Source organism: Paenibacillus jepli, assembly GCF_047238105.1.
Taxonomy (GTDB): Bacteria; Bacillota; Bacilli; order Paenibacillales; family Paenibacillaceae; genus Paenibacillus_D.
Map to the genome: position 1 here is coordinate 5,563,303 of NZ_JBDFMD010000001.1, position 17,013 is coordinate 5,580,315.

Consider the following 17,013-nt stretch of genomic DNA (forward strand, 5'->3'; position numbering starts at 1 on the left):
TGGCGAGAGAGCGATGGACAAGAGGTATGAATTGCAGTGGGAGACGGGCTGGAGCGATGGACCCGATCTGCCGCCGGAACGTTGGGTGAAGGCTGAGGTGCCGGGCGCCGTCCAGCTCGATTGGGCGAGAGCGGAGGGCTGGGGACCGCATACGTATGCCGATAACTGGAAGCAATATGGTTGGATGGAAGACAAATATTGGTGGTATCGCGCCGCGGTTCAGCCGGAGCAGGTAGTCGAAGCGGGGCGGCTGGCTTTCGTATCGCTAGGCATTGATTACGCTTTTCGCATCGTGCTGGATGGCAAAGAGCTGTGGCGGCAGGAAGGCATGTTTACGCCGGTGCAGCTCGATCTGACAGGCAAGGTTGGTCAAGCTGGCAGCGAGCTGCTGGTGATCATCGAGCCCGCGCCCAAACGCGAGGGTGCTCCTGTCGGCAGGGATCAGGCTGACCATTCCTGCAAGCCTGCGTCCAGCTACGGTTGGGACTGGCACCCCCGTCTCATCCCTCTCGGGATCTGGGATGAGACCTATCTGGAAGTGCAGCCGGAGACGGGCATCTCGGATGCGGAGGTCCGCTACGAGCTGAGTGATACTTTGGATCGAGCCGAGCTGGAGCTGAAGGTTCAGCTGCGTGCTGCATCGGCAGGCGTGCTCAGATGGCGGCTGCTCGATCCGCAAGGCGTCTGCGTCGATAGTCACGAGAGCGAGCTGGAGGGTACGGAGCAGGAGCAGGTCATGCGAATGACGGTGCGGGAGCCGGAGCTCTGGTGGCCCCATGATCATGGGGAGCAGCCGCTCTATACCTCGGAGGTGTACTTCAAGCCGGCAGCAGGAGATGGCGCGGCTCAGCCCTGCCGGCTTCAGCGGATCGGCTTCCGCCGGGTCCGACTTGTGATGCATGAGGGGGCCTGGAAGGAGCCCTCGCAGTTTCCCAAGAGCCGCAGCTTGCCGCCGGTCACGGTAGAGATCAACGGTAGAGTGATATTCAGCAAAGGGACGAACTGGATCCAGCCGGACATCTTCCCGGGAGCGATCACGGACGCTCACTATCGCCCGCTTTTGGATATGGCGAAGACAGCGCACATGAATATGCTGCGCATCTGGGGCGGCTGCATCGTGAACAAGGAGGCATTCTTCGATTATTGCAATGAGATCGGCCTTATGGTGTGGCAGGAGTTCCCGCTGGCCTGCAATCAGTATCCGGATGAACCGGCTTATCTCCGGGTACTGGAGCAGGAAGCCCGCTCGATCGTCCGGCGGTTGCGGAAGCACCCTTCCCTAGTGCTGTGGTGCGGCGGCAACGAGCTGTTCAACGCCTGGTCGAGGATGACGGATCAGTCATGGCCGCTGCGGCTGCTGAACGCCATCTGTTACGAGATGGATCCGCAGACGCCTTTTCTCATGACGTCCCCTGTCGAAGGGATGGGGCATGGACATTATATGTTCCAATACCGGAACGGGGAGGACGTGCTGCAGTCGATGCCCAAGGCGCGCAATACGGCCTATACGGAATTCGGCGTGCCTTCGCCCGCTTCGGTGGAGGTGCTGCGCACCATCATCCCGGAGGAGGACTTGTATCCGCCCCGCCCCGGCACGGCCTGGGAGAGTCACCATGCGTTCCATGCGCTGTCGGATAACATGTGGCTGATGGCGGATCAGATCGAGCATTATCTGGGGACGTGGGAATCGCTGGAGCAGTTGGTCGCTTACGGTCAATTGCTGCAATCCGAAGGCTACAAGTGCATCTATGAGGAAGCGAGGAGACAAAAGCCGGTCTGCTCGATGGCGCTGAACTGGTGCTACAACGAACCGTGGCCTACGGCCGCCAACAACAGCATCATCATGTGGCCGGATAAGCCGAAGCCCGCATACTATGCGGTCCAGGCCTCCTGCCGACCGGTGCTCGCCAGTGCGCGTATTCCCAAATATATGTGGAAGAAAGAAGAGTGGTTCGAGCCGGAGATGTGGATCTTGAATGATGCGCCGGCGCAGCAGCCCCCCGGAGAGCTGGAGGCTTGGCTGGTCATCGGCTCAGAGCGCTATCTGCTCCTGACTTGGGCGTTTGACGGCATGCAGCCCGGCGAGAACCGGCGCGGGCCGACCGCAAGGTTCCGGCTGCCGGACGCTGCAGTGGACAGCATGAGGCTGGAGCTGCAGGTGCGGGAGCAGCCGGATTGGCACTCGGATTACACCTTGTCCTACCGGAGTGAGCAGCCGCTAGCCCCGTCCGGCCGCTCGCTGCTGAATTTCCAATAGCATGAAGCAAATCCCCGGCCCTTTGAATGGGCCGGGGATTGTTGTATAGGGGACAGCGACTGAGCTTATGGACTGACCGGTCCCGCCTGGAGGTTGTCGAAGACGACATGGGACGTATCGCCGCTGGCGCGTGTTTCTCCGCTTAGGAGGATATACATCTCCTGATTCCAGGATACTGGTACATCCGCATACTCGACATCATCCACATACAGCTTCACGCTGCTGCCGTCATGGACCATCTTCATCCGGTGGTTGCCATAATCGTTGTTGGCATAGATCTGGACGTCGCTGCCGCCGTTCAGATTGTAGGCCCAAACGCCGGTATCCATGTTCTGACTCAGACGCAGATAGCTCGTGTTGTCCACGAAGAGCCAGAGTCCGCTTCTCGTGCCTGTTCCGGTACCGGACATCGATACCCGGTCGACTTCAACGGAAAACGCCTCTCCCGGTCTGACATGGAACGGTGTGACGCTTTGCAGGGTGCGCCCTCCCCAGAAGTTGACGCTGGAGGTGCCGGAGATCGTCAGCACGCCATTGGCTACCCCAGCCGTCAAGCCTGTAGGGGCAGTGGAGCGCAGTCCTCTGTCGATGACCTGCCACTTGTTCGAATCGATCGCGCTGCCCTCGAAGTCGTCCTCCAGCGCATTGGCGGTGGGGACGGCCGACGCGGTGAGCGAGTTGGCGGTTTCCCCGTTGCTGTTGACCGCAGATACGACATACGAGTACCCGACGCCATTAGTCAGCCCCGTATCGAGGTAACTGGTCGTCGTGACTTGGGAAGCGATGGTGGTGAAGGGGCCGTTCGGCGAGAGGCTGCGCTTGACATTGTAACTGGCTGCGCCCGCCGTCGGCTCCCAGGCCAACTGGATGCTTTCATCATCGCCAACGGCCGTTAATCCTTGGACCCGGAACCGGACGATCGCCAGATCATAGTCTTCCGGGTTGGCTTGGCTCGTCCCTTTGACGATCGCCTGCTGCATGGCCGGCATCGTCACAGGCGCGGTGTAGACGCCGGAGCTGTCGATCGTCCCATAAGCCGGGCCGCCGATAACCGACCAGCTCACGCCATGAGATCCGCCGCTCATCTGACTGGCAAAGTCCACTTGGCTGCCAAATGCCGCTGAGACTTCTCCGGGCGTCAGTGCGATCTGTACCGGTTCTGCAACCGTCGTGTAGACGGCCACACTGTTGGCAGGCAGCACGGTATCCGTCAAGCTCGTGCCGATGCTGCTCCATGACTTGTCGCTGGGGATCAGCTGCGCGTCAGCCGACGGCGTCAACGTCCCGCTATACAGGTGACGGCGGACAGACTTGTTCACAGCCTCGCTGAACTGAAGGGTGACTTGCTTGTCGGCGGTCCGGCTTTTGTTGATGACGAAGACAGAGTAGTGGCCATCCGCCCGCTTGACGGACGTCACATGCAGATCGGCATCATCCGAGATCGTCGACAATACCTGGTCATGCGCTTCAATAAAGCGGGTAAATAAGCCTAGAGCATAGTAAGTATAGCGAGGCGTTCCCGAGTGGGGCAGCCACGGCCAGGTGCCGAACTCTGCGCTGTCCAGGAAGTTCAGCGGAGCCGGGATATGCTGATCGGACATCCGCCACATGAGCATCGCAGAAGCCTGGTTGCGCATGCCCGAGACGATCAGGTCCGCCAGCTCAAGTCCGTTCTGATACGTCGTCTTGTCGCCTGGCGCCGCGAATTCCGTCACGAGCAGCGGCTTGCCGGTCGGTTCGACGAAGGCGGCGCGCTCGTCGATCCAGTCGCCCATCGTCTCATAGTCCTTCCCGTAGGCATGCCCCTGGTACAGATCCAGGATGTCGTCCATATTCGCTGCGGCATACTGGAGCCAGTCCAGCCCGGAGGATTCGTCCGGCCCGGAGAGCAGCACGAGGTCGCGGACGCCGTCGGCGGTCAGCCGATCATCGATGGCCCGGTACATGGCTTCATAATAGCTTTTCTGGTCGATATGGGACGGTGTCTCAAAATCCCCGAGATTGGGCTCGTTATAGGATTGCAGATACTTAATGTTGGTGTACCCTTTGTTCACGATCAGCTGCTGCACGGAAGCGGACACCCACTCCGCCCATTCCTCCAGGTCGGTGGGGGCGCTTGTCTCCGGCTTGTCCAGACCCGGGAAGCCGAGCCAGCTCTGCACCTCGGGCGTCATCTTCCAGCCCGCTACGAGCATCACGTCGATCTCCAGCTGCTGCAGCTCATCAAGCACCGAGTACAGGGCCTGCATCTTGGGGCTGTTGGTCTGCATGCCGGACCAGTCGATCACATCCGGATCGCCATTATCGTTGACTGGCTCCATCCAGTCGATCTGGTACCAGACCCGCACGATATCGGGCTGCAGCTTGGCGAGCCGCCGTTTCTCGACTTCCCACCAATTGTTATTGTAACCGTTTGCAATACTTTCGGGCATAAAGCTGAACGGGTCATACTCTGCCCCGATCCCGAGGAAGTTGTCGTTCACGATAGCTTGCGCATCGATCGTGACCGTCGCTCCGGTATGTGCCTCTGCTGCCGGAAGCGAAGCCTGCATCCCCAATCCCATGACCAAAGCCAAAGACAATGCGACCGTCCTTCTCCACGTCAAGGTCAGTTCTGATGTCATCTTTACCCATCACCGCGCTTTCCTCAGATTTGGTTGCTATGCTTGATAAAGCCCAATTTCTGATTCGCCTCCTTCCCTGGCAGGATGAAGTTGCATTATCAGTGTACTTCGAGGCGGCGGTGATGGCCTATATTTCATTTTTGCGGTCATTGACTTATATTGACGACTTGACCGGACGCAGGCCGCAGAGCAGCGGCCTTACTTCCACACCTTCGTCTTCTCCTTCATATAAGCGGATGGCAGGGTGCCGGTCAGGCGTTTGAATACTTTGTTGAAGTACGACTGCTCGCAAAACCCGAGGAAGTCGGAGATCTCGCCTACGTTCATCTGCGAATTAGCCAGCAGGTCGCAGGCGGCGGCGATCCGGATCTGCTGGGTATAGGCGGTGATGGTCTGGCCGGTCGCTTCCTTGAACAGGTGGGAGACGTAGTTGGGCGTGCGGTCGACAAGAGCTGCGATCTCTGCCATCGGCAGCGTCCGCCGGTAATTCGAAGCGATATAGTGCTGCACCTCGGAGACGATGCGGAAGGACTTGTCCTGGCTCGCTCCTGAGCGCGCTTCTTCCTCAAGAATCGCCAGCATCTCCAGCAGGATGCTGTGACAGAAGACGGCGACATGGTCCGATCTGCGCAGCCAGTGCTGGGCGAGAAGGGAGAAACGCTGCTTCATATAATCGAACTGATACAGCCGCTGATGCAGCAGCTTGCTGTTGCGCAGCACATCCAGTCCGTCTCCATCCCCCTCATAATGATAGTGGGCCACATACATGTCATGGGCCTGGCCTGAAGCATGAGACGCGGCGCGGACTGCCCCCCGGGGGATGTGCAGCAGATCGCCCTTGGCGAGGAACACGGTATGTCCGTCGATATGATAAGTCAGAGTACCCTGCGTCACCAGCAGCAGGATCGCGTGCTGCGCGACGGACTCCGGGACATGCCAGCCCGGCTCGCAGTGTTCATAATAGATCGATGCGGGCGCTATCATGTCAATCACCTCCACTCTACATTATATAAAAATCGTAGCATTATTCAAATAAATATAGCTCCTTTCCTTGTCCCGCAACGTTGTGAATTATAAGCTTGAAGTAGATGGAATCAAAGAAAGAGAGGGATTGAAATGCATGTATCATTCCAACGAAAGAAGGCCCGTGTCGGGGTTATCCATGTCGGGCATGAGCCATACTGGCATCAGTTTCCCGGACTGAAGGAGGAGCTCATGGGGTATGGTGAGGTGTTCGAGGCCATGCTGCAAGAGGAGGAGGTCGAGGTGGTCTCCGGCGGGTTCGTGGACAATGTGGACAAGTCTTTTGCTGCCGCTGCCGCGCTGAAGGCGCAGGATATCGACTTTTTATTTTGCTTCCTGACGACCTATGTCACTTCCTCTTCGGCGGCGACCGCCATCATGAATCTGAACGTACCGACCGTGCTCGTCGCGCTGCAGCCGCTGAAGAAGCTAGACTACAACAAGACGACCACTTATATGCAGCTTGCCAACGATAATATCTGCTCTCTGCCCGAGATTGGCGGCGTGCTGGTGCGGGCGGGCAAGCCAGCGGCGGGCATGATCGCCGGGACACTGCACGATGACCCGCGGGCGCGGCAGCAGATCAAGGAATGGTGCAGTGTGGCTACTGCAGCAAGCGCCTTCAAGCAGGCGAAGATCGGCTATCTCGGTCATACCTATGAAGGCATGTACGATATGAACTCCGACCCGACGGCCTTCACCGCTTCCTTTGGCTCGCATGTGCAGATGATCGAGATGGATGACCTGGCCAAGCTGGTCCATGGCGTAAGCGGTGACGAGATGCAGGAGAAGCTGGATGAGATCAAAAGCATCTTTACGATTGCTGATCCCTTCATCGACCCGATTACCCGCCCGATCCGCACGGAGGATCTCGAATGGTCGGCCAAGGTCGCGGTCGGTCTGGATAAGCTGATCGAGCAATTCGGGCTGACGGGGCTGGCTTATTACTACAAAGGGCTGGACGGCAACGAATTTGAGCGCATCGGCTCTAATATGGTATTGGGCAATTCCTTGCTCACAGGCAAGGGCGTCCCGCTGGCTGGCGAAGCCGACCTGAAGACGTGCGCGGCGATGCTCATCATGGACCGCCTGGGCGCCGGCGGCTCGTTCGCCGAGCTGCACCCGTGCGATTTTACAGACAATATCGTCCTGGTCGGTCATGACGGGCCCCATAACATCAAGATCAGTGACGGCCAGCCGATCATCCGCGGTCTGGATGTCTTCCATGGCAAAGCGGGCTCGGGGATCGGCGTTGAATTCAGCATCAAAACCGGACCGGTGACGATCCTGAGCATCTCGCAAAATGCCCAGGGACAGTACAAAATGATCGTCGCCGAAGGCGAGTCGATCGCCGGCGAGATCCCGCAGACCGGCAATACGAATACGCGCTGCAGCTTTGACCGCAATGTAGCCGAGTTCGTGGAAGAGTGGTGTGCAGCAGGGCCTACGCATCACTTTGCCCTTGGCGTGGGGCATGTCGCGGAGCAGATCCGCCGGGTCGGCAAGGTGATGGGCATCGAGGTGCACACCGTGTAGCAGCGGTCCAAGCATGGTGATGCGTGAAGAAGCATGAAGAACAACAGAGGAGGCGGGGGAACAGATGAGTAAAGTGCAGGAGAACAAGCACCTGAAGCGGGTGACGCTGGAGATGAGCCTGAAGCCGTTCCGGAGCATGGAGCCGCAAGCGGTGGAGGCGGTATGCGAGGAAGCGATCCGCCAATGGCTGCCGCTGATCGGACTGTCGGATACGGCATCCGTCCTGCTGTGGGTGTCCGATGGCAGCGAGATCCTGGTATGGGACGGCGACCTGGACCGCGAGATGGAGTGGGCGCGGTATATCGGGTTCGCCAACGAATGGTTATTCAGTCAAATTACAGAGGGTAAAGACGATCCAAAGACGGCGATTCTGTACACGGAGGAGCCGGTGCAGATGACTTATCGCCATCTGCAGACGATCATCGCCACCATGAAGGAAGTTGGCCGGACGCGGTTCGGGCTGCAGCTGGAGGTGGGGGCGACCTTTGATGCCGGACCGGAGTTCGCCTATTCCGACTTCAAATACAAGGATCACCCGGAGATCAACATGGCGGAGCTGGGGGGCGCCTATGTTACTCTGAAAGCCGCTTATACGGTCGTCTGCACCTGGTCCAAGCTGAAGGCGGATCAGGTCCGGTATGCCGCGTATCCCGAAGGGATCCCCGAGGGGACGCCATTCGGGGAGTTCCTGGGCCGTCAGTGCGCGAGCTTCCTGCCGGCGCTTGGCTTCGACTATATCTGGTTCTCCAACGGGTTTGCGCTGTCCTACTTCCCCTGGACGTATCTGGGGGCCAATTATAACGGAACCGAGCTGTCGCTGGCGGACCATCACGAGCTCTCCGCCAAGGTGCTGTCCTTCTGGGACGCCTTCAAAGCGGCTTGTCCCGGCTACCGCACCGAGGTCCGCGGCACCAACTTCGGCACGGGCATGGACCTGGCCAAGGACCATATCCCGCTGCGGGAGCTGTACAAGCGGGAGTATCTGACCTATCCGCCGCCGAATTCGCCGTGGGGGGCATTGAACTTCGACTTCGGGCTGGAGATGGCGGGGTATATGTCCCGCATCGCCGTCCTGCCCGGTGAAGATTATCCGTACCGCTATTATCCGAATGACCCCTGGTTCTGGCAGAATCCGTGGACGGATCTGTACGACAGGGAGCCGCATGATATCTATTGTCCGCTGAGTGCCGCCAGGATAGGTGATGATGGAGCGCTGCAGCCGCCGCGCCTGGTCGAGCTGCTGACGATCGATACGGAGCGGGGCGAGCTGCCGGAGGATACGGCGCTGGAAGTGTCGATGCATCTCCGGCGGGCGCTCAAGAGCTTTCCGGACGAACCGGGCCTGCTGACCTGGGTCTATCCGTTCGATGAGCTGCACGATGCGGCGGCAGCGGGCGCAGCGAATGACCGTTCGATCTTTTTCCACGATTGGTTTGTCCGCAATGCGATCAATGAAGGGCTGCCGCTCAATACCGTCGTCAGCTCGCAGATCTTCGGGGAGCTGACGGAGCAGGGGAGCGCTGTATTCGGAGATACGATCCTGGTCACCTCCACCTTCTGGCTGCAGGAGGAAGCGGGCGAGCGCCTCATGCGTCATGTGCGGCAAGGGGGCAAAGCGCTGCTCTACGGAGCGCTCCGGGATGATGCGCTGATGGCCTTTCTGAATATGCGCCAGGCCGAGGGTGTATCGGGCGAGGCTGAGCTGGAGATGCGGCTGGCGGGCGATGAGGTAAACGGGGCGGCGATGCATAGGATGAAGCTGAACGTGGCCGCGACGATCTCGGACGGTGAGCTGCAGGAGGTGTGCGCCGACCCGCAGGATCCTCATACCCGCGTGCGCGCCACAGTCGTCCAGGGCGAGACAGAGCGGGTATTCGCCCTGAGCCGGTCGCTTCCTGAGTGGCAGGGCGGCCGGATCGCCTGGGTCAGAGGCGCCTTGCCTTATGAGAGCGCCGGCATCACGAATCTTCCGCAGCGGCAGGACTTCACTTACGGAGACAGCGCGGCGCTTGCCCGTTATCTGCTGCAGGATTTTGGATATACGCTGCTCCAGACGAGACAGCGTCCGGAGACGCCGGCGGCCCTGTTCTTCGTCGGACGGCGGGACAATGGCTTCACCTTCACCGGCTGCAAGCAGGATACGTCCGTGCAGCTCTCGTTCGGCTTTCCCGACGGGGTGCCGCTGTTGATCGGGCAGACGACCGAGGTTGGCGGCGACACGGCGGCCTATGCGCTGGACCGTACGTTCCGGGATGAATGCCGGATCTTCGTCAAGCAGGAAGCGAAGACGATGGTGCGATGCCGGGAGATGTCGGGTGTGCCTACGCCGAAGAAACGGTTCCTGCACAATCTGCCGTCGCGCAAGCTGGTCGTCCAGCAGCTGGAGGAAGCGACTGTGACGCTGTATCCGCCGCTGGATGCGCTCGAGCAGGGGCTCGTCGAGGTGAAGGCGGGCGAGGTATATCTGGATCTGTCGGATGCCATCCACGGTAGAAAAATCGTGCTGGAGAAGATGAGCGGCGTCCTTGAAATCACATGGTAAGCGTGCTGGCTATACTGGAAAACAGGAGCGGGTCTGATGAGAGATGAGACATGGGACACCCTCGTATTCATAGGCACGGAAGAGCAGAAGCTGAGGCTCCCTGCGGAGTACACGATCCGCTGCCTCCGGAGCTATGAGGAGCCAGCGGTCATCTATGGGGAGGGTGTAGATTACGGGATCGACCGCGCTGCGGGTACGATCCGGCGTCTGCCAGGCAGCGCGGTCCCCGATTGGCGCGGCCACCCGCATTACGGGCTGGAAGGCTTCGATCACCGGGAGACAAGCGGGTATTCCAATGCGCCTTATACCTGCATCCTGGAATACGCCGAGCAGCCTGCAGCTGCAGTGCAGCCGGATCCTCCCGCGCAGCTGTCGCTGTTTACCAGGCTCCATGCAAGGCTGGCGGCAGGCGAGCCCGTCACCTATGTCGCGTATGGGGATAGTATCAGCGCGGGCTACGAGGCGAGCCGGCCCGAAGCCGGCTATGTGATGCGTTTGGCCGATACCCTCCGTGCCCGCAGCTCTTCGGGCGAGGTTGCCCTGGACAATCGGGCGAAGGGAGGCGAGAGCAGCGGCGGCGGGCTGCAGCGGCTCCGGGCGGATGTCGCCTCGCTTGCTCCTGATCTGGTCAGCATCGCTTATGGCATGAATGATCAGAATCGTCAGCCGGACGGCGGCAATGCGACACCGTTGGCTGAATTCGAAGGCCGGCTGATCGATATGGTGCAGACGGTCCGGGAGCATACAGAAGCAGAGGTGTTGCTGATCACCCCCTGTCTGCCCAACCCGCGCTGGGCCTTGGCCAGCGCCAATGTGCGCGACTACGCGGAGGTGATCCGGCGCATAGGACGCGAGCTGGAGGTGCCCGTTGCCGATGTTCAGATCTTATGGGAGCAGGTCCTTGCAGAAGGCAAATCCCATGAGAGCCTGCTGCTCAACAACCTGAATCATCCGAACGACTATGGTCATGCGTTATATTTACGTGCTGCAAGTAAATGTACTTTCTAATGTTTTGAGATAAACAACCGTCAGGCACATCGCCTGACGGTTGTTTTGGATTTGAAACCTGCAGCTGCGAAAAACGTATTTTTACCTGGGGCCACAATTTGTCGGATATGAGATACAATGGAGACAAGCAGAAGAATATCTGTCCAAACGGAGGTAGCCTAATGCGTATAACGGGAGCAGCGCCAACCAGAGAATACATAGCTGCAATCGAAGCTTCAGAAATGGATTATCTATCCGATCGGATGATTGCAATCCGCGAGCGCTCGGACAATCCGGAGGGGGTGGAGCTCAAAGCCGTCGGCGAAGCGGTTTGTTTCTACAGCCAAGGGATGCCGTGGCCATCCTTTAACACTGTCAAGGGGGCAGGCTCTGCCGAAGCGGCGGCGATTGATGAGATGGTGGATTTCTACAAAACGAGAGAACGCAGACCGCAATTCGAAATTGTTCCCGGGGTAGAGGATCGGCGGACGCTCCAGGCCTTGTCGGAGCGGGGGTTCTTTGCATCGGGGACGCATGCTTCACTTGCGCTGGATCTTGCCTTATGGAAGCCGAAAGCGTTCGATACGCCGCGGGTCCGAATCAGCAAGCTGCAGGAGAGTGAGATTGAGGCGTATGCCGAGATTCATTGCAAGGCCTTCGGCTTGCCTGAGCATGGCATTGCCCCGGTGGCTGCCAATAACAAGGTGCTGCTGGGACGGCCGGGGTGGACGTTCTTCATCGCTCACGTAGAGGATCGTCCCGCAGCAGCAGCTGTCATGTACATAAAGGATCGAACGGCTTCGCTGACCTTTGCAGCCACTTTGCCCGAATACCGCAAGACAGGTTTGCACGAGCAACTGCTGCATCGGCGGTTCTCCGAGGCCAAGCAGCAGGGTTGTGACCTGGTTGTCGGGCAGTGCTCGTTTTTGTCACCAAGTCACCGCAATATGGAACGGGCCGGCATGAAGGTCGCATATGTGCGTACCACCTGGACCCCCATCCTGAAACCAAGGAGTGATGCGTAGATGAGCAAGTGGCAACTGCCGACCAAGGGCGGCGTCGACCTGAAGGGAATCAATCCGCAAGACACGGGCAAGTTCAAGAACAAGCGCGAGACCGTCAAGGAAATGAATCAATTGCGCAAGGAATTGCAGGAGGAGCAGGAGAAGCTGGCTGCCAGACAGGAGCAGGCGCTGCTGGTTGTTGTCCAGGGGATGGACTGCAGCGGCAAGGACGGGGTGATCCGGCAGGTGTTCTCCGGTGTCAATCCGCAGGGCATCTCCTCTTACAGCTTCAAGAAGCCGACAGAGGAAGAAGCCAGGCATGATTTCCTGTGGCGGGTCCACCGGCATGTGCCCGGTCTGGGACGCATCACGACGTTCAACCGCTCCCACTACGAGGAGGTATTGATCAACCGCGTGCATGGCCGCGTATCGGATGTAGAAGCGAAGGCCAAGTTCAAGCAGATCAATCAGTTCGAATCCTTGCTGGTAGATAACCGGGTGACCCTGGTCAAAATCTTCCTCCACATCTCACCGGAGTTCCAACTGGAGAAGCTGCGCAAGCGGATCGAGAATCCGCGCAAGCACTGGAAGTTTGATCCGAGCGATATCGAGGAGCGCCAACATTGGGACCGGTATCAGGCCTACTATGAAGAAGCGATGGCCGAGTGCAACGAGGCCGCCCCCTGGCATGTCGTCCCCGCAGACAACCGGTGGTACCGTGACTACGTCGTGCTGCGGCTCACCGTCGAAGCTTTGCGCGGCATGAAGCTGAAGGAGCCGGATCCGGTGCCGGGGATCGAGAAGTATCTGGAGATGCTCGGGAAGTAGGGGACCTTCATTAGTGTGGAAATCAAAAATAGACTAAGCGGTAGCTGTCCATTGAGGGGAGACGTCGCTTAGTCTATTTGTTAATCAAATCCATAGGGCTCTCGAATCAAACCAAGTTGTATTGAAAAATCATCTAGCATGACTTGTTCAATACGGAGTTTAGAATCTGTTCTCATAGTTTGAAGCATGACGCTTATTCTTGTTCTGCCAGCGTAGATACTCCTGGATGATCATATGATTAGATTATTTCCAGGCTCATCCCGTCGTGCTACAGTAAAGCCAGCATGGCGGCGGAGCAGTGCCGCCGCCATCAGCGATACCAGCGGTTGACCTCCTCGGTCAGCTCGCGCCCGCCTTTCTCCAGCCAAGCGGCTCTGAACTCGTCGAAGGATTCGGGCTGGATCTCGCTGCGGACGTACTGGACGTAGAACGACTCGATCTGACTGGCGTAGATCGAACCGATCTTGTAGCGGCTGTGGGGCATAAAGTGCAGAGCGGGATCGCTCACTCCGAGCGACCGCACCTGATCGAGCATGCTCCGCTGCTGCAGGCGCGTCTCCTCCGGTGCCGTAGTGCTGACATAATAGTATGGGTCGTAACCGTTCATGGGGAAATAGGCGCCGATGCCTTCCGCTTCCATCCGAGCAGCATAGAGCTCGAACGTTCCGTCGGCATGCTGCGTATGATGGATGCCTTCTAGCCCGGAGCGCCGGAGCGCCTCAGCCTCCTCGCCGGACATCCAGTCCAGCAGCTCCACGATACGCCGGGCCTTGTCCTCGGGCACGCGCGACGGGATGACGAACTGGCCGAAGAAGCCGATCTTCGCCGACAGGCCGGACTTGCCCTCCGGTCCCGCAGGCGGCGGCAGCATGATGATCTCCGAGCCGGGGACCTGCTCTTGCAGCCGTTGCAGGAACGGGTGGAAGTTGCTGATCTCGCTAAGGAGGATGCCGGCGCGCCCGGAAGTGAATTGCTCTTGTACCTGGGTACTATTCAACGTGCCGAAGAGTGGGTCGATCCCTCCTTGACTGTACAGCGTCCGCATCCAGCGCAGCGCGGCTTCCCTGCCGGGGGCCAGATGACTGTTCAGCAGGCTGCCGTCCTCCTGCAGCCGCCAGCTGTTGCCTGCGTCGAAGGCGTGGCTGATATTGTAGATCGTCTCCAACGCATCTCCCGCTGCAAAACCGTAGGTGTCAGGCCGGCCGTTCCCGTCCGGATCGTCGCTGGCGAAGCGGATGGCGGCTTCGGCCAGCTCATCCGTCGTGTGCGGATGCGGGAGGCCCAGCGCGTCCAGCCAATCCTTCCGGATGAAATACGCCTGGTCTTCGCGTGCTCGTGGTCGTGGTATGCCATACAGCTGGTCGTCGATCATGGCATTGGTCCATATCTCTTCCGGAATGGCCGCCAGATGCTCGGCCTCTTCAAGAAGCGGATCCAACGGACGGAGCAGACCGGTCCGGGCATAATGGAACAGCTCGGCCTGCGGGAAGTGAGTCCAGACGAGCGCATCCGGTCCGTTGCCGGCGATCAAGCCAATACGTGAGCGGCGGTTATACGTTTCGGGTGCAATCGCCTGCAGCTCCAGCCTGATCTGGAACCGCTCCTCGATGTAGGCGAGCAGCTCCGGGGAGTTCGGCGGTTCGCTGTATAGTGGATACATCAGGGCAATCGGGACCGATGAACGCTCCGAATGCAGGTACACGGTTTCCTGTGACACACACCCGCCTGGCAAGAGGAGGAGCAGCAGCAGGGGAATTATCGCATACAGACCGGATGTTGCTGACGCCTTTTTGGCACGCTTCAGGTTCAAGGGGTCCCCTCCAAAACTGGATTATCTTCCTATTTTACCTGAATGCGATATAATTTGCATTACAACGATAGAGGAAGATGGGATCAAGCATGTTGAACTTACTTGCCGCCAAAGCCTCGATCCGCTCCAAGCTCTTCCTGGCGGGTCTGGTGCTGTCGATCATACCGATTGTCATCATGGCCGGAATGACGCTCATCATTGCCAAGAAGAGCATCTCGGATGAGCTGGAGAAGACCAATCGGAATACGATGAGGCAAATGCAGGAGCGCGTCGAGAGCACGCTCGACCAGGTCGACCGGATGGTCGTGCAAGGCGCCTACAGTCAGGCGCTCCATATCTTGTTGTATGAAGACGGCTTGCGGGGAGAAGGCCAAAGACTGGAAGATGCCCACATGATGCTCTCCGCGCTGGAGCAGCTGATCGACCATGCGGAAGATGTGTTTCTCTATGCTCCCGTGTCGGAGCGTGTAATTGCAAGCTCCGGGGTCTACAACGATGCGCGGGAGCGGCTGGAGCCGGAGCTGTTGCAAGCGCTGGAGGAGACGGAGTCGTCCTTGCTCTGGCTGGAGATGACAGATAGGGACCATGAGCAGCCGTCCGGACATGCGTCCTCCAGGCTCACGGGCATGACGCTAGTGCGGACGATTCCTATTGGCTCTGAAACGCCTCACGGTTATCTCATCGTCCGCTTGGGAGCGGAGATGTTCTCGGTGATCTTCGATCAGATGCGGCTGGGCCGCACCGGCGGCACGGTGCTGCTGACGCCATCCGGCCACTGGTACGCTGAGCCTGCTGTAGAGGCGCTGCTCTCCGCCCGGGACAGCGGCTGGCAGAATCGCTTAGTGCAACCTGCAGGCAGCCGCGCTCCGGATGCTGCTTCTATCCTGACCGGGAAAGATAACAAGCTGTCGGTTCATGCGATGCAGGCGCCAGCCAATGGTTGGACGTATATCTCGATCGTTCCATACAAAGAGATCATGGGTCATTGGCAGGTGATCGAGCGGGTGATGTGGGGGGCCACTGCGCTGCTCATCCTGATCATGCCGATCTTGGCCCTGTTCATGTCGAACGCGATTCACCAGCGGGTCCGGTCGGTCCTTGGGCGGATGCGCGGCCGCGAGGCGGGCGCTGCTGAAGGAAGGGATGAACTGGATCAGATTGTCCTTTACGTAGAATCGGTGCATGACAGGAACGACACGCTCGAAGAGAGGGTGAAGAGCAGTTATCCGGCGCTGGAGACGCATTACGTGCGCAGCTGGCTTACCGAGCCGCTGACTCCGGCGTTGCAAGCCGAGCTGGCTCGGCTGGATGTGGTCCGCGCGGACACAGGATACATCGCCATTTGTATCGACTGGATCGTACAGGACGTCGGTGGGCGGAACAGGGATACGCTGCAGCTCGAGGATCTGCTGACGACGCTCAAAGGCGTTGACGCGGCGCCGGCCCGTTGCTTCCTGGTCAAGCTGGAGCGGGACCGCATCGGCGGATTGCTCGCGACAACGTCAGGCGAGGATGGACCCGCCAAAGCTCAGATCCAGTATATACTGGAGAGATGGATAGAGGAGGTCAGGCAGGGGCTGGGGCAAGATGTCGTCATCGGGGTCGGCCGCAGCGTATCCGGCGCCGATAACGTGCACAGCAGCTTCCTGGACAGTCTGGAGGCGCTGAGGCAGCGGCTGCCCGGAGGCGGTAACCGCATCTATTGGATCGATGAGGTCAAGGCGTGCGCCGCAGGTTTTCACTACCCGGTCCAGCAGGAGCAGGCTGTCATCGCTCAACTCAAGCTGGGCGATCTTCCACGCGCATGTCAAGCCTTGGAGGACTTCAAGACTGTCCTGTCGGAGGAGGGCAGCCTCACCCATGAGCGGATGCTGCAGTATTACTCCGTGCTGATCACATCGTTGATGCGATTACCCGGCCCAGGGGCGGGGAGCGGTGACGATAACGTGTTTGGTGCCAATCTGCTGGAGAAGCTGTCCCGCTTCCGGGAGATCGATCAGGTTCATCATTGGCTAATGGAAGAGGTGCTGGGAGCGGTGTCCAAGCTGCTGGCATCCGAGCGCAGTCAGGAGACGACCGAGGCAGCCCGCTCGATCCGCAGAGCGATGCAGTACATTCAGGAGCACGCGGACATGGAAGTATCGCTCCCAGCAGTCGCTGAGTATACCGGTCTGCCGGAGTTCAGTTCAGTCTGCTCTTCAAGCAGGAGGCCGGTTTATCCTTCACCGACTATGTCATTGCCCACCGAGTAGAACGCGCCAAGGCGCTGCTGACGAATACGGAGCTCAAGGTAGCGGAGATCGCAGTGCGAATGCAGTATACGAATGCCCAGAATTTCATCCGGGTGTTCAAGAGCAAGACGGGGATTACCCCCGGAGAATACCGGAGACGCCATCGCTGAG

General features: G+C 59.1%; 11 protein-coding genes. 8 read left to right on the forward strand and 3 right to left on the reverse strand.

Annotated features, from left to right (window positions below; all coding sequences use genetic code 11):
- The first annotated feature begins 13 nt into the window (after nt 1-13).
- Complete coding sequence (locus ABC336_RS23410) at nt 14-2,257, forward strand: glycoside hydrolase family 2 protein (protein WP_413240945.1); 2,244 nt, start codon at nt 14-16, stop codon at nt 2,255-2,257.
- A 65-nt stretch (nt 2,258-2,322) separates the two neighbouring features.
- On the opposite strand, the gene ABC336_RS23415 is transcribed toward ABC336_RS23410, so the two are convergent.
- Nucleotides 2,323-4,839: a glycosyl hydrolase gene (locus ABC336_RS23415; RefSeq protein ID WP_413240946.1), complete on the reverse strand. Its 2,517-nt coding sequence runs from the start codon at nt 4,837-4,839 to the stop codon at nt 2,323-2,325.
- Nucleotides 4,840-5,079: 240 nt separating this feature from the next.
- A complete protein-coding gene (locus tag ABC336_RS23420) occupies nt 5,080-5,865 on the reverse strand; it encodes a helix-turn-helix domain-containing protein (protein ID WP_413240947.1) in 786 nt (261 codons plus the stop codon).
- Between the two features lie 132 nt (nt 5,866-5,997).
- Between ABC336_RS23420 and ABC336_RS23425 the strand changes: the two genes are divergently transcribed.
- The 5 genes from ABC336_RS23425 to ABC336_RS23445 all read left to right on the forward strand — a co-directional run bounded on the left by ABC336_RS23425 (nt 5,998) and on the right by ABC336_RS23445 (nt 12,801).
- Complete coding sequence (locus tag ABC336_RS23425) at nt 5,998-7,440, forward strand: L-arabinose isomerase family protein (protein WP_413240948.1); 1,443 nt, start codon at nt 5,998-6,000, stop codon at nt 7,438-7,440.
- A gap of 64 nt (nt 7,441-7,504) precedes the next feature.
- The gene (locus ABC336_RS23430; RefSeq protein WP_413240949.1) at nt 7,505-9,982 is read left to right on the forward strand and encodes a hypothetical protein; all 2,478 of its coding nucleotides are present in this window, start codon (nt 7,505-7,507) and stop codon (nt 9,980-9,982) included.
- A 36-nt stretch (nt 9,983-10,018) separates the two neighbouring features.
- Nucleotides 10,019-10,990 carry an SGNH/GDSL hydrolase family protein gene (locus tag ABC336_RS23435; RefSeq protein WP_413240950.1) on the forward strand — a complete coding sequence of 324 codons (972 nt, stop codon included), beginning with the start codon at nt 10,019-10,021 and terminating at the stop codon, nt 10,988-10,990.
- Nucleotides 10,991-11,151: 161 nt separating this feature from the next.
- Nucleotides 11,152-11,994 carry a GNAT family N-acetyltransferase gene (locus ABC336_RS23440; RefSeq protein WP_413240951.1) on the forward strand — a complete coding sequence of 281 codons (843 nt, stop codon included), beginning with the start codon at nt 11,152-11,154 and terminating at the stop codon, nt 11,992-11,994.
- A complete protein-coding gene (locus ABC336_RS23445) occupies nt 11,995-12,801 on the forward strand; it encodes a PPK2 family polyphosphate kinase (protein WP_413240952.1) in 807 nt (268 codons plus the stop codon).
- A gap of 310 nt (nt 12,802-13,111) precedes the next feature.
- On the opposite strand, the gene ABC336_RS23450 is transcribed toward ABC336_RS23445, so the two are convergent.
- Entirely contained in the window at nt 13,112-14,611 is a 1,500-nt protein-coding gene (locus ABC336_RS23450; protein ID WP_413240953.1) for an extracellular solute-binding protein, read from the reverse strand.
- An 89-nt stretch (nt 14,612-14,700) separates the two neighbouring features.
- Here ABC336_RS23450 and ABC336_RS23455 point away from each other — a divergent pair, with 89 nt between their 5' ends.
- Both ABC336_RS23455 and ABC336_RS23460 read left to right on the forward strand, forming a co-directional pair.
- Nucleotides 14,701-16,863: a hypothetical protein gene (locus ABC336_RS23455; RefSeq protein WP_413240954.1), complete on the forward strand. Its 2,163-nt coding sequence runs from the start codon at nt 14,701-14,703 to the stop codon at nt 16,861-16,863.
- Nucleotides 16,848-17,012 carry a helix-turn-helix domain-containing protein gene (locus ABC336_RS23460; protein WP_413242583.1) on the forward strand — a complete coding sequence of 55 codons (165 nt, stop codon included), beginning with the start codon at nt 16,848-16,850 and terminating at the stop codon, nt 17,010-17,012. Before ABC336_RS23455 ends, ABC336_RS23460 begins: the two co-directional genes overlap by 16 nt.
- Nucleotide 17,013: the final 1 nt, after the last annotated feature.